Annotated in this window: 12 protein-coding genes; all 12 read right to left on the minus strand. The window is 70.9% G+C overall.

Annotated elements, in window-relative coordinates; translation table 11 throughout:
* Positions 1–300: 300 nt before the first annotated feature.
* The gene (locus VGT06_00390) at positions 301–1,602 is read right to left on the minus strand and encodes an ATP-grasp domain-containing protein (protein HEV8661591.1); all 1,302 of its coding nucleotides are present in this window, start codon (positions 1,600–1,602) and stop codon (positions 301–303) included.
* A 47-nt stretch (positions 1,603–1,649) separates the two neighbouring features.
* Positions 1,650–3,029: a CUAEP/CCAEP-tail radical SAM protein gene (locus tag VGT06_00395; GenBank protein ID HEV8661592.1), complete on the minus strand. Its 1,380-nt coding sequence runs from the start codon at positions 3,027–3,029 to the stop codon at positions 1,650–1,652.
* Positions 3,030–3,255: 226 nt separating this feature from the next.
* Positions 3,256–3,576 carry an oxidative damage protection protein gene (locus VGT06_00400; GenBank protein HEV8661593.1) on the minus strand — a complete coding sequence of 107 codons (321 nt, stop codon included), beginning with the start codon at positions 3,574–3,576 and terminating at the stop codon, positions 3,256–3,258.
* Between the two features lie 123 nt (positions 3,577–3,699).
* The gene (locus VGT06_00405; protein ID HEV8661594.1) at positions 3,700–4,593 is read right to left on the minus strand and encodes a L,D-transpeptidase family protein; all 894 of its coding nucleotides are present in this window, start codon (positions 4,591–4,593) and stop codon (positions 3,700–3,702) included.
* 50 nt (positions 4,594–4,643) lie between these two features.
* Positions 4,644–5,237 carry a hypothetical protein gene (locus VGT06_00410; GenBank protein ID HEV8661595.1) on the minus strand — a complete coding sequence of 198 codons (594 nt, stop codon included), beginning with the start codon at positions 5,235–5,237 and terminating at the stop codon, positions 4,644–4,646.
* Positions 5,238–5,374: 137 nt separating this feature from the next.
* A complete protein-coding gene (locus VGT06_00415; protein HEV8661596.1) occupies positions 5,375–5,704 on the minus strand; it encodes a DUF4387 domain-containing protein in 330 nt (109 codons plus the stop codon).
* Positions 5,701–7,071 carry an acyclic terpene utilization AtuA family protein gene (locus VGT06_00420; GenBank protein ID HEV8661597.1) on the minus strand — a complete coding sequence of 457 codons (1,371 nt, stop codon included), beginning with the start codon at positions 7,069–7,071 and terminating at the stop codon, positions 5,701–5,703. Before VGT06_00420 ends, VGT06_00415 begins: the two co-directional genes overlap by 4 nt.
* A 13-nt stretch (positions 7,072–7,084) precedes the next feature.
* Positions 7,085–7,792, minus strand: coding sequence for a gamma-glutamyl-gamma-aminobutyrate hydrolase family protein (locus VGT06_00425; GenBank protein ID HEV8661598.1), 708 nt, complete (start codon positions 7,790–7,792; stop codon positions 7,085–7,087).
* A gap of 7 nt (positions 7,793–7,799) precedes the next feature.
* Positions 7,800–8,726, minus strand: coding sequence for an ABC transporter permease (locus VGT06_00430; GenBank protein HEV8661599.1), 927 nt, complete (start codon positions 8,724–8,726; stop codon positions 7,800–7,802).
* A gap of 9 nt (positions 8,727–8,735) precedes the next feature.
* The gene (locus VGT06_00435; protein ID HEV8661600.1) at positions 8,736–9,755 is read right to left on the minus strand and encodes an ABC transporter permease; all 1,020 of its coding nucleotides are present in this window, start codon (positions 9,753–9,755) and stop codon (positions 8,736–8,738) included.
* Between the two features lie 4 nt (positions 9,756–9,759).
* The gene (locus VGT06_00440; protein ID HEV8661601.1) at positions 9,760–11,301 is read right to left on the minus strand and encodes an ABC transporter substrate-binding protein; all 1,542 of its coding nucleotides are present in this window, start codon (positions 11,299–11,301) and stop codon (positions 9,760–9,762) included.
* A gap of 32 nt (positions 11,302–11,333) precedes the next feature.
* Positions 11,334–12,068 (minus strand): GntR family transcriptional regulator, encoded by a 735-nt coding sequence (locus VGT06_00445; protein HEV8661602.1) that lies wholly within the window; start codon positions 12,066–12,068, stop codon positions 11,334–11,336.
* Positions 12,069–12,268 lie beyond the last annotated feature (200 nt).

Below are 12,268 nucleotides of genomic sequence, written 5' to 3' on the forward strand. Positions count from 1 at the left end.
AAATTCCATGCCGCGGAAGAGCACGGGAGGCGAGAGGCAGGTGGGACGGCAGGGCGCATAAGCCCTTACGGCGCCGGGGGACAGCAACTCGGGTCTGGTGAAGGGCCGGGCCACCGCGCTATCGCCAGGGGAAAAAAGTAACACGTTCAACCGCGGGGAGTGGCTCGTCGGGGTCAGAACGGGCCTTTTGCCGCGACCCGCTCGGCCGGTCGGGAAAGACGGGAAGGTCGATCAGGCCGGCTGGCCCGGACCGCTCCGTCCGCCCGGGGGCGGCCCCCAGAGCAGCCGGGCGGGCAAACATCAACGGGCGGTGGCCGCTGGCTCGGAGGAGGAGGGGCTCGGCGTCACATCCAGGCTGGGGACGATCTCGAAGCGGAGCTGCGCGTGGGCCCGCCGCAGGGCGTCCTCCACCTGCTCTGGGGAGGTGCCCCGGGCGAAGATGAACCCGAGGTAGCTGGAGCCTTCGGGCAAGGGGAGGAGCTTCTGGCCCTCCTTGGCGGTGATCGTGAGCTCCTCGATGCCGGCCGTCCGCCGGGCCTCCTCGAGTCCCTCGACCCGGCGATAGACTCCGGCCTCGGGGATCGGGATCATCATGACGCCTGCCGCGGAAGCCTCGCGGTGGAAGGGTCCGACGTCCATGCCGAAGGCGTGGCGGAGGATCAGCTCCTCCAGGGAGAGGCCCGTCCCAAAGCGGAGGACCCGGGAGCAGAGGCCGCCGATGGAGCGCGCGGCCACCTCCAGGACCCGCGGGCCGGCCGGGCTGAGCCGGAGCTCGGCATGGATCGGCCCGTGCACCAGGCCGAGCGCACCGGCGGCCTGCTCCGTAGCCCGGAAAATCTGCTCCTGGACACCGCGCTGCAGGCGAGACGGGGTCACGTAGATGGTCTCCTCGAAGTAGGGGCCATCCAGCGGGTCCGGCTTGTCGAAGAGGGCGAGCAGCCGGACGCGGCCCCGATCCAGGAGCCCCTCCAGAGCAACTTCCCGCCCCTCAATGAACCCCTCCACCAGGATCCAGTCGTGCGCCTCCTCGCGCAGCACGCGGAGTTCCGGGCTGCGGAGGAGCGCGGCGATCCGGCGGAAGGCGGTCACGAACGCGTCGGGATCGTCCGTGCGAATGACCCCCCGGCTGGCGGAGAGCGCCAGAGGCTTCAGGACGCACGGAAACGGAACCTGGCGGGCGGCATCGCGGGGGTCCTGGTCAATCCGGAAGCGGGCGAAGGGCGGGACCGCCAGGCCGGCGGCCTGGAGACGCTGGCGGGCGAGGAACTTGTTGCGCGCAGCCTCAACTGCTTCCGGTGGGTTATGGGGGAGGCCCAGGGCCCGGCACGCCAGGGCCGCCGTGACGGTCGGCCGGTCCCCCACCGCCACGATCGCGTGGACCGGCGTGGTCCGAGAATACTCCAGAATCGTCCGGGCGCTCCCCCCGGGGTCCTCGAAGTGGAGCGGCAGCGCGCCGTCCTGCCAGGGGTCCTCCATCACGTGGCAGCGGTCGGAGCCGAAGACGCAGGCGACGTGGAGCTTCTCGGCCGCGGCCGCGAAGTCCCCGGCCTCGTAGCCGGTCGTGCTGAAGAGGAGCAGGAGCCGCCGGGTGTCGCCGCTCATCCTCGCTCCACTCAGAACGGAGCCACCTGCTCCGCGGTGGGCTCCGCTCAGCAGTACCAGGGCTCGCTCAGGTAGGGGATGGTGGCCCGAGGACGCCCCCGGTGGGCCTCCGGCGGCCGCCGAAGGCTGCCACTTCCCGTCCGCTCCACGCGTTCCCAGACCCGGGCAAAGATCTCCCGGCGACTCTCCCCCATGGCCTCCGCGTCCTTCACGAGCGCGAAGACCTCCTCGGAGAGCCGATCCATCCGGGGATCCGGGTGCTTCCAGGGGTACACGAGGGCAGCCGGGTCGAACTCCCCCACCAGGTCCCGCACCTCAGGGAGCTCGAGCAGCTTCGAGCCGGCCGGGATCAGGAGGCGCATCGCCAGCTGGATGGGCGGAACGTGCTCAATGAGGTCGAGCTCGGCGAGCTGCCACAGCAGCTCCTGGTAGCCCTCGAGCGAGATCCAGGGCGTGAACGTGACGAAGGTCGGCACCAGGACCAGCCCCGCTTCCCGGCAGAGCCGCACGACCCGGAGGAAGTCCTCCCGCGTATGCCCCTTCTCCAGGAGGGCAAGGATGCGGTTGTCCACGGATTCCACGGCGCTGGTCACGAAGAGGCAGCCGGTCCCCCGCAGGGTTGGCAGGTGCTGCGCGTGCTTGAGCAGGTGCTCGATCTTGATGGTCACGTCGTAGGTCAGGGTCGGGTACGCCGCGTGGAGCGCCCGCACGATGGCCAGCGCATGGCCGACCCCGTTGAAGAAGTCCGGGTCCCCGAACGTGATGTGCTGGGCCCCCGCGGCGACCTGGCGGCGGATGTCCTCCAGCACCACGTCGCGCTGCACGATCCGAAACTGCCCCTCGTAGACGGGGACGATCGGGCAGTGCCGGCAGCGGTGCTTGCACCCGCGGCTGGCCTCGGTGTAGCCGACCGTGCGCCGCCGGCCGTCCCCCAGATCCACGGTGGCGTAGCGCGAGAGGGGCGGGAGGCCGCTTCGGTCCGGGACCAGGAACTGCTGTCGGGCCAGCGAGATCCGGGGCTCCGGTTGCGGGGCGCCGCCCCCTCCGCCCGAGCCGCCCTGGAGCCGGCGGAGCAGGCTGACCAGACCGGCCTCGAACTCCCCACCCAGGATGGTGTCCGCGCCGAGCCCCCGGAGGTACCCCTCGTTCACGGGGGCGTAGAGGCCGTAGAAGCAGAGGTGCGCGGTCGGGTTGAGCGCCTTCACCTTGGGGACTACGCGCGAGGCGATGCGCGTCGCGGTGTGCATCGGCACGTAGAAACCCACCAGGGCAGCCCCCCGCACCGCCTCCTCGTTCAGACGCTCCTGGGCAAGGTCCAGGCACGTGACCGAGGCCCCCGCCTGCCGGAGCCAGGCGGCAGGGGACGCGAGGCCGAAGGGCTGGCGCCCCAACTCATAGGTGGAAATGAGCACCACGTTCGCGGACACGGCTGCCCTCAAGACCCTCCGGGGACCCTAATCCAAACGAGATAAATTGTGTGAGACAGCGTCCGGGTGGCGCCGGATGCCGCCCGAAGGCCCCCGGTGCGGAGGGGGGTCCCATCGGCCTTTGGCCGATGGGGGGAACCACGGGAGGGTTCCCCAGGGGGGCCGGGGGCCGGGGCGGCGCCGGCGACAGGACCCGGACCTTGCCACTTGCATTCTGTCGTTTGCATTAGTGCTTGGCCTGCGGGGGGACATACCCCGGCGGCAGCGCGGCCCCTTCCCCGAAGAAGAAGTCTTCCATCTGCTGGCGGATGATCTCATCCGCCTCCTTGGAGGACGGGTCGAGGCGGTACTCATTGATCACCATCGTCAGATGCCCCATCCACATCTTCCAGGCCTCCATGGAGACGTTCTCCTGGATCCGGTTCTTGAGCTCCTCGCCGCCGACGGCCTTCGCCATGATCAGGGCTGCCTTCCCCTGCGGCGTTCCCGGGTCGAGCCCGGGCAGGTCGCGCTGCAGCTTGACGCACTTCACCGTGCACTGTGCCATGGGCATCCCTCCGGTTCTGCGATGGCGATCTTGCCCCTCCCCACACGACCCTCCCGGTCGCGCGCGGGCGAACCAGCCCCTCTCGTCTAGGATGCCCCAGCGAGGTCGCTTCCGCAAGCCCGTTTACCTGGAGTCGTCGGGCCGGCCGAGGCTCCCGACCAGCCGGGGGAAGCCGTCCGCCGCCCAGAGGGCGGCCTGGACCTTGGCGTAGTCGAGGTGGGGGGAAGGGGACTGGGCGGCCAGGATCTCCCCGAGGCGGGCGAAGGGATCGCCGGAGATCCCGTAGGGATCCGGATGGACCTCGAGGAAGACCCGGCCGTCCGGGGCGGCGGCGAGCTTGACCGGCTCGTAGAGGATCAGCACGCGTGCCCCCGTGGAGACGGCCGTATAGAGGGATTCGATGTCCTCGGCCCGCAGGCGCACGCAGCCATGGGTGGTAAACCAGCCCACGGTCTCCGGGGCGATGGTCCCGTGGATCCCGTATCCCCGGAGGGAGAGCTGCAGCCAGTACTCCCCGAGGGGGTTGTCGGGGCCGGGCTCGACCCGGGTCTTCACGACCTGCCGCTCCGCCTCCATCTCCTCCTGGATGGACTTCGGGACGAACCAGGTGGGGCTCTGAACCTTGGCGGTGATCCGGAACTCTCCCACCGGCGTGGGCCAGTTCGGCCGGCCGACCCCCACGGAATAGGACGCGATCAGGATCCCCTTGGCAAAGTGGTACAGGGTCCGGTCGGGAAGGTTAATGACCAGACCATCGTCGAGCCCCGCCGGGAGGATCCGCTGGCCCGGCAGGCGGAGGGGCCGGCCGGCCGCGATGCGGGTGGGGTCGGTGAGGTCGTTCAGCTCGGCGATTCGGCGCCAGGGAATGGACAGCCGGAGGGCGATGTCCGCGAGGGTATCACCGGGATGGACCTGGTACGTCCGGTCCTCCTCGAGCAATGCGAAGAGGACCGGCGATGCACCGGGGGCGGCCGGCGGGGTGAAGAGGCCCCCGCCGATGGCAACGAGCGCCAGCACCAGCAGGACCTTGGAGGAAGACGGCTCTTCGCTCTCCGGGCGCAGCAGCCTTAGTGTCCCCCTCTCCCGCCCCCGCGGCCGCGGCCGGCACCCCGATCCTCCCCCGAACCGACCCCTCCCGGAGGACCCCCGGGGGTCTCGGAGAATTCGCGCTCCCCCTTCGCTGATCTCGCCTCGGCCACCGCGACCGCGCCCCTGCCCCGTCCTCCGGCGGGCGCAGCCGCCTCCCGGAGGGCGCCGGCGACTGCTCCCGTGCGGCGGACCCGGCTCACGACCTCCCCCAGGTGCTCCTCGGCGATGAGATCCTCGTTGCGGAGGGCATGGACGACCTGTCCCCATCCCAAGCCGGACTCCTTCATGGCCACGACCTGCTGGAAGTTCCGGGCGCCCCCCGTCGCCTCGGCGATGGCGTGGGCGATGGCGATCTCTCCGAAGGCAAGCCTGGTAGCGGCGCGCTCGGCCTCGATGGTGTCCGCGCTGAGATCGAAGAGGGCCGCCAGGGCCGTGATGACGTGTTGCCTCCCCTCCGGCCCACGTGCCTCCTGATTCACGGCGGCGGCCGCCGCCTGCAGGTCGCGGGCAACGGGCTCTCCCGCGCCGGCGAGCCCGGCCGCCAGCGCCAGCAGGCCCAGCCCGATAAGCATTCGGTGCTCACTGAAGAAATGCATGATGACACCTCATCCCCCCGCGGGCACTGTCCAGTGGGCGGGAGAGCCGTAGTCTACAGGAATCGTCAAGGGGTTGTCCAGGCAGTCCGGCGCGCGGGCGGAGCCTCGGGCCCTCATTCCGGCACGGGGATGGGGACCTGGAAGAGCGGGGGGTACTGCTGGGAGCCGAAGACATCCCGCTCGCCCGGGCTGCCGCTCGGGCGGTCCCGGCGGATCGTGAACTTGATGGCCAGCCCGGGCTCGTACTCGACGAAGGTCGTGATCCGGTCCGGCGGGATCCGGTACAGGGCGGCGACGGTCTCCCGGGTGAGCGCGCGGGACCTCCGGACGAGGTCATAGCTGGCGCGGTCCGCGAAGATGACGTCGAAGGTGATCTGATCCACGCCGGCATTCTTGCTCCGGATGGTCTTGGCCAGGTCCACCAGGGGGCGCGTCCCCCTCATCCCGTCACCTCCGCGACGGTGACGCGGAAGAACTCCAGGGGATCCCGGACGCCGATGACGTGGTTCACCGTCCACTCGTAGCCGGGCTTCCCCCGCAGCACCTCGTCCATCATGAGGGCCGCCGTCCCGGCGGTGCCCTTGACCTCCGGCAGGCGCGCATAGAAGAGGTTGCGGGTCCCCAGGGCGCAGATGATCTCGGCGTCCTCCCACCGGTCCGCCACCGCCTCCACCACCAGGCACAGCTCCTGGGACGTGATGGCGGCCTGCGGCTCCCACGCCCCCATGACGCCGTCCCGGCCGTACACGTGGTAGAAGAGCCGGTACCGCTCCCCCGGCTGCCCCCAGGCTTCCTCCACTTTCCCCCGGGCCCAGGCGATCACCTGGTCGATGTGCCGGATCGTGTAGGGGTCGCGGATCCCGGCGATGGAAAGCGCCCGCTCCCCCACGCGGCCCGCCCCCTCCAGCTTCACCCGGTACGCGGGATCCCGGCGGAATGCGAACCCGGTCACCCGGGTGGTCTTCTCGTCGTGCTGCTCGTACCGGCAGTGGGTCATGTCGAGGACCCCGCCGGGCAGGCGCTCGAAGAACGGGTCGGCCCGTTCGTACATGGCGTGGCTGGCGAGGGAGGCCGGCGTGCATCGCTGCCCCGGATGCATGGCGGTCACGGTGACCGCCTCGTGCGTGACCGTCCCGAGGATGCTCTCCTTCCCCATGAACGGCTCGGCGGCGAATGAGGCGCATTCGAGAACCTTCCCCAGGTAGTAGGCCGCCGCTTCCGGAAATCCCGCCCGGATGGCCGGCGCCGCGAACAGGGCGGAGTCGCTGGATCGTCCGGCGACGATGACGTCCGCTCCCAGGTCCAGGGCCCGGATGATCGGCTCCACGCCCATCACCGCAACGGCGCGGCTCGTCCGCTTGAGGACATCCACGGTCAGGTCCGGCCGGCCATCCAGCCCGGCGATCCGCTGACCCTCCTCCAAGCGGCGCAGGAGGTCCTCCGGCCGCACCTCGGCGGAGATCGTGGCCAGGCGGAAGGCGGGGAGGCGGTGCGCGTGGGCCAGCTCCCGGATGATCCGCGCGTACTGCTCCACCCCCCGGTCCGTCCCGGTGTCCGAGGCGGAGCCCACGACCATCGGCACGCCGAGCCGCCGCGCGGCGAGCAGCATCACCTCCAGGTCGTGGCGCTGCCACGCCTGCGGGCTCGGGTGCTCGTCGGCGCCGAGCGGGTGGGGGCCGATGTCGCAGCTCCCCGAGTCCGCAATGAGGAAATCGGGGCGCCGCTCCACCCCGACCTGGAAGCTTCCAGTCTCGATCGGTGTGAACCCCAGATGACCCGTGGGGGACAGCACCGTCAGGCGATCCGGCATTTCCACCATCCCCTCAGTGAGCGGCGGCCACGACCAGGGCTCGGAACGGGGTGAGCCACGCCGGCTCCCGGGGCCAGAGTTTTTCGGGGTGGAATTGGAGCCCCAGGGCGAAGCGGGGCCCGGGGGTCTCGATGGCCTCGACCAGCCCGTCCGGCGACCAGGCCACCGCGACGAATCCCGCCCCCGGCTCCCGGACGGCCTGGCGGTGGAAGCTGTTCACGTGGCGGGGGAGGTCCAGCCCGGCCAGGCGGCCCTCCTCCGCCACCCGCAGGCCATGCGCCGGCTGCCATCCCGGGGCCGACTGACGGTGCTCGAGGGCCTGCGGGACCTCCAGAGCGATGTTCAGGATGAGGCTCCCACCGGCCGCCTCGTTCAGCATCTGGTGCCCGCGGCAGATGCCCAGGATCGGGAGGTCGCTCGCCAGGGCGACGCCGAGGAGCGCCCGCTCGAAGCGGTAGCGGACGGGGTTCGTCTCCGCGAGGGGCGGGCTCGGACTGGTGGAGAAGGCCTCCGCCGGCAGATCCCCGCCCCCGCTGAGCAGCAGGCCGTCGAGCCGCGCCAGCATGGCGTCCGGCGCCGCCGCGTCCTGGAGAACGGGGAGCAGCAGGGGGAGCCCTCCCGCGGCCGCCACTGCCTCGGCATACTCGGCGGCCAGCCCGTAGGCGTGACCCCCTTCGGGGGACGGCGCGCAGTGGACCGTGATCCCGATCAAGGGACGCATCCGCTCCTCAGGAGGTCGGCAGGGGGGCAGCCCGGGGGCCGCGCAGGCGGGGATCCAGCGCCTCGCGCAGGCCCTCCCCCAGGAGGTTCATGGCCAGCACGGCCCCCACCAGGGCCAGCCCCGGCAGCGTCGAGACCCACCAGGCGGTCAGCATCACCCCGCGCCCATCGTTCACCATGGATCCCCAGGCCGGGATCCGGGGCGGGATCCCCAGGCCCAGGAAGCTGAGCGACGCCTCGAGGACGATCATGTACCCGACGCGGAGGGTGCCCAGCACCAGCGTCGTGGGGAGGATGTTGGGGAGGATCTCCCGGGCCACGATGGCCAGGTCGCGGCGGCCCAAGGCGTGCGCCGCCTCGATGTAGGCCTTCTCCTTCTCCGCCATCGTGTCGCCCCGCGCGAGCCGGTAGAATTCCACCCACCCTTTGAAGGCCAGGGCCCAGACCAGGTTCCAGAATCCCGGGCCCATCATGCCCATGGCCCCGATGGCGAAGATCAGGTACGGGAAGGCCAGGAGCAGGTCGGCGAGCCGGGAGAGGACCGCGTCCGCGGGCCCCCGGTAGTAGCCCGCCAGACAGCCGAGCCCGACCCCCACCAGGTGGGAGATGACGACCGTGATCAGGCCCACCAGGAGCGAGACGCGGGCGCCGAAGATCATGCGGGAGAGCAGGTCCCGCCCGAGCTGGTCCGTGCCCAGCAGGTGGGGCCGCACCCCCCCCGCCTCCCAGACCGGGGGCAGGAGGCGCCGCGCCAGGTCGGCGCGCTCCGGGTCGTGGGGCGCAAGGAGGGGGGCAAAGACCGCTGCGAAGACGTACGCGGCGAGCAGGATCCCCCCCAGGCACGCCGTCGGGTGTCGCAGGAGGTCGGCCAGGACCACACTCCGCTCGCGAAGGGCCGCCGCCAGCCCCCACCGCGTCACGGCTTCGCCTGCCATGGGGATCCCTCATGCGGTGATCTTGGGGTCGAGAACCGTATAGAGCAAGTCCACCGCCAGGTTCGCCAGGACGAAGGTCATCGCGTAGACCATCACCACGCCCTGCACCAGCGGGTAGTCTCTATTGAAGATAGCGTCCACCGCCAGGCGGCCCATCCCGGGCCAACTGAAGACCGTCTCCACCACCATGTTGCCCCCGAGCAGGACCCCGATCTGCAGGCCGAGGACCGTCACCACCGGGATCAGCGCGTTGCGGAGGGCGTGGTGGAAGAGGACGCGGATCTCCCCCGCGCCCTTGGCCCGGGCCGTCCGGACGTAATCCTGGCGCAGGACCTCCAGCATGCTGGAGCGCACCACCCGGGCCAGGATCGCTGCGACGGCCAGGGCCAGGGCAGCCGCCGGCAGGGCCAGGTGGCGGAGGGCATCCCACGCCGCCGCCGGCCGCCCCGCGAGGAGCGCGTCCAGCATCAGGAACCCGGTGATGGGCGGAACCAGGAGGGCCGCCGCGGAGGCCCGACCCGAGGTGGGGAACCATCCCAACTTGACCGCGAAGAGGATGATGGCCACGATGCCAAGCCAGAAGGCCGGCATGGACACGCCGAGGTAGGTGAGTGCCATGCTCATCCGGTCGAGCCAGGAGCCCCGGCGGACCGCCGCCAGGACCCCCACCGGGACCGCCAGGGCCAGGGCGAGGAGGATCGCGGTCCCCGCCAGTTCGATCGTCGCCGGCAGCGTCTCCCAGATCAGGCCCGCCACCGGCCGGCGCTTGACAAAAGATGTCCCCAGATCGCCCTGGACCGTCCGGGCGAGGAACAGGACCAGTTGTTCGGGGAGCGGCCGGTCCAGGGCGAACTCCCGCCGGAGCGTGGCCATCTCCTCGGCCGAGACCGCGCCGGTCTTCCCCATCATGATGTCCACCGGATCGCCCGGGAGCAGGCGCATGAATGCGAAGACGATCACCCCCATCCCCAGGATGAGCGGGCCCGTCCCCAGGATGCGCCGGCAGATCGCCGCCCCGCGCCCACCCACCGCGCTACTCCCGCACGGCGTACCCCGCCTGCTTCAGGAGCGCCCGTGCCTTCGCGGGGTTGTACGGATGGGGACGCACCGTGGGGTCGAAGCCGAAGCCGCTGGGCAGAAAGGCGGTGGCCAGCCGGGTGCCGTACCCCCGGTAGATCGTTTTCAAGATTTGATCCCAGTTGATCGCGTGGTTCACCGCCTGGCGGACCCGGACGTCGTTGAAGGGGGGCTTGGCGGTGTTCAGCTCCACCGCGTACACCCGGGTCCCCTCCGCCGTCTTGAGTGACACCCGGGGATCCCTCTCCAGGTCCGGGACCAGGTCCAGGGGGACGGACTGGATGATGTGGACCTCCCCCGCCTTGAGGGCGGCCACGCGGGTGGAGGGCTCCGGCATCATCCGGAAGACCGCCCCCTTCAGGCGCGCAGGCCCGACCGGCGGGATCGCGGGCGAGCCGCCGTAGTACCCGTCGAACCGCTCCAGCACGATCTGGCTGTCCAGCTTCCCCCCCACGAACCGGAACGGCCCCGCCCCCACCGGCTGCTCGGCGAACACGGCGTCGCCCACTTTCCCGATGTAGCCCTTGGGGACGATCTGGAAGTGGACCACCGCCTGGAGGAACGGCGGGAACGGCTTCGCCAGAGTGAACCGGACGGTGTCCGGGCTGATCGCCTCGACCTTGGCGAGGGGGCCCAGCAGGCCCTTCCGGGGGGACGACTTCCCGCCGATGGCCCCCTCTCGCAGCACCCGGTCGAAGGTGAAGAGCACGTCCTGCACGGTCAGCGGATCGCCGTTGTGGAACGTCACCCCTTTGCGGATTTTGAAGTCCCAGACCGTGGGGCTCACCTGGACCCATCGCTCGGCGATCTCCGGCACCACCTTATCGGCCGTCGTGCGGGTGACCAGACCGTCGAAGATGTTCCGGATCACGGTCTCGGCGTAGCGCAAGCGGTGCATGGCCGGATCCAGGGTGGGGATGCTGTCGGCGTTCATCGCCACCACCAGCGTGTCCCCCCGCGGGAGCCCCACCCGATGCAGGTTGATCCGGCTGTCCATCGCCGGCCCCCAGCTCTCCACGTTGGCGGAGGAGGCCTCGATCTCCTGGAGGTAGTACCCGAAGATCCAGGGTGCGTCCTGGAAGACCACCTGCTGGATCCGGGCGTACGCCTCCTGCCGCTTTTTCGGATCCGCCTGGGTACTGGCCGCACGCAGCAGCTCATCCACCTCCGGGTTGGCGTAGAAGGAGAAGTTGCCCCGGCCCCCGGTGGTCAACTTCGGCTCCGCCAGATCGAAGGGATCGAAGTAGGCGCTCCCCCAGTCGGTCAGGTACATCGTCCGCTCGCCGTTCTTGACCTTGTCGCGCAGCGCGCTGGCCTCCCAGACCCGGACCTCGGCCTCCACGCCGATCGCCCGCAGCATCTGGGCAATGGCCTCCGCCTCCACCTTTCGGAACGCCTCGGTGTCCACTGCGACCGTGAGCGGGGACGCCGCCCAGGGGGATCCCGTCCCTACCGCAATGCCGAGGGCCCCCAGCACCAGCCATCGCAGCACTCGCATGGCCCCTCCTCCCTTCCCCGGAATCGGGCTGCTCAGTCCACGCGCCGTCGCAAGGAGAACTTGTAGCGGTCGCCACGATAGGTCGCCCGCCGGACGTCAATGGGCCGGCCATCCTCCGTGTAGGTGATCGAGGTGGTGACGAAGACCGCCTGCCCCGGGCGGAGCCCGAGCTGCCCGGCGAGCTCCGGACCGGCCACCTGCGCCTCGAAGGTCTGATCCAGGTACGCCGGCTTGGCCCCATGGCGGGCGTACAGGTCGAAGAGCGAGAAGCCCCCCCGCCGGCTCCTGGCGGCTGCCGCAATGCGCCCCCCGAGCGGCTGCGGGAGCGTGACCTCGTACACCGCGAGCGGCAACTGGTCGGCGAGGCCGATCAGGGTCAGCCGCTCCACCGGGCTGCCCGGCTCAACGGCCAGGACCCTCGCCAGCGGCACGTCCGCCAGGTCCCGGACCCGGGAGAGGAGGCGCATCCTCGGGGTGCCGCCCAGCCGGCGGACCAGTTCCGGGAACTTGGTCACAACGGGCAGCTCCTGGTGGAGAGTGGTGTCGATGACAAACGTGCCGCGGCCGCCCCCCCGGCGCAGGATCCCCCGGCGGACCCCCTCGGCGATGGCCTGCCGGACCGTCGCCCGGCTGATCCGGAACCGCTGCACGAGGGTCCGCTCGGAAGGGATCGGCCGGTCCGGGCGCAGCCGGCCCGCCTCGATCTCGGCGGTGAGATGATCGAGCACCTGGCGGTAGAGGGGCTCGGCAGCGGCGCGGCGGAGCACGGCGCGCCCCCGGGAAGAAGGGTGGATCGTACCGGTACGGACCAATACATACCGCGCCCCGGTCTGCCCTGTCAAGCCCCGCGAGGCGCGCGCGGGAAGGGGATCGGCAGTTCGTTGCGATTGAAGGGGTCTGGCGGGGCTCAGTGCGCGACGACCACCCGGTTCCGGCCTTCGTGCTTGGCGCGGTACAGAGCGCCGTC

This window comes from Candidatus Methylomirabilis sp., from assembly GCA_036000645.1.
Classification (GTDB): Bacteria; Methylomirabilota; Methylomirabilia; order Methylomirabilales; family JACPAU01; genus JACPAU01.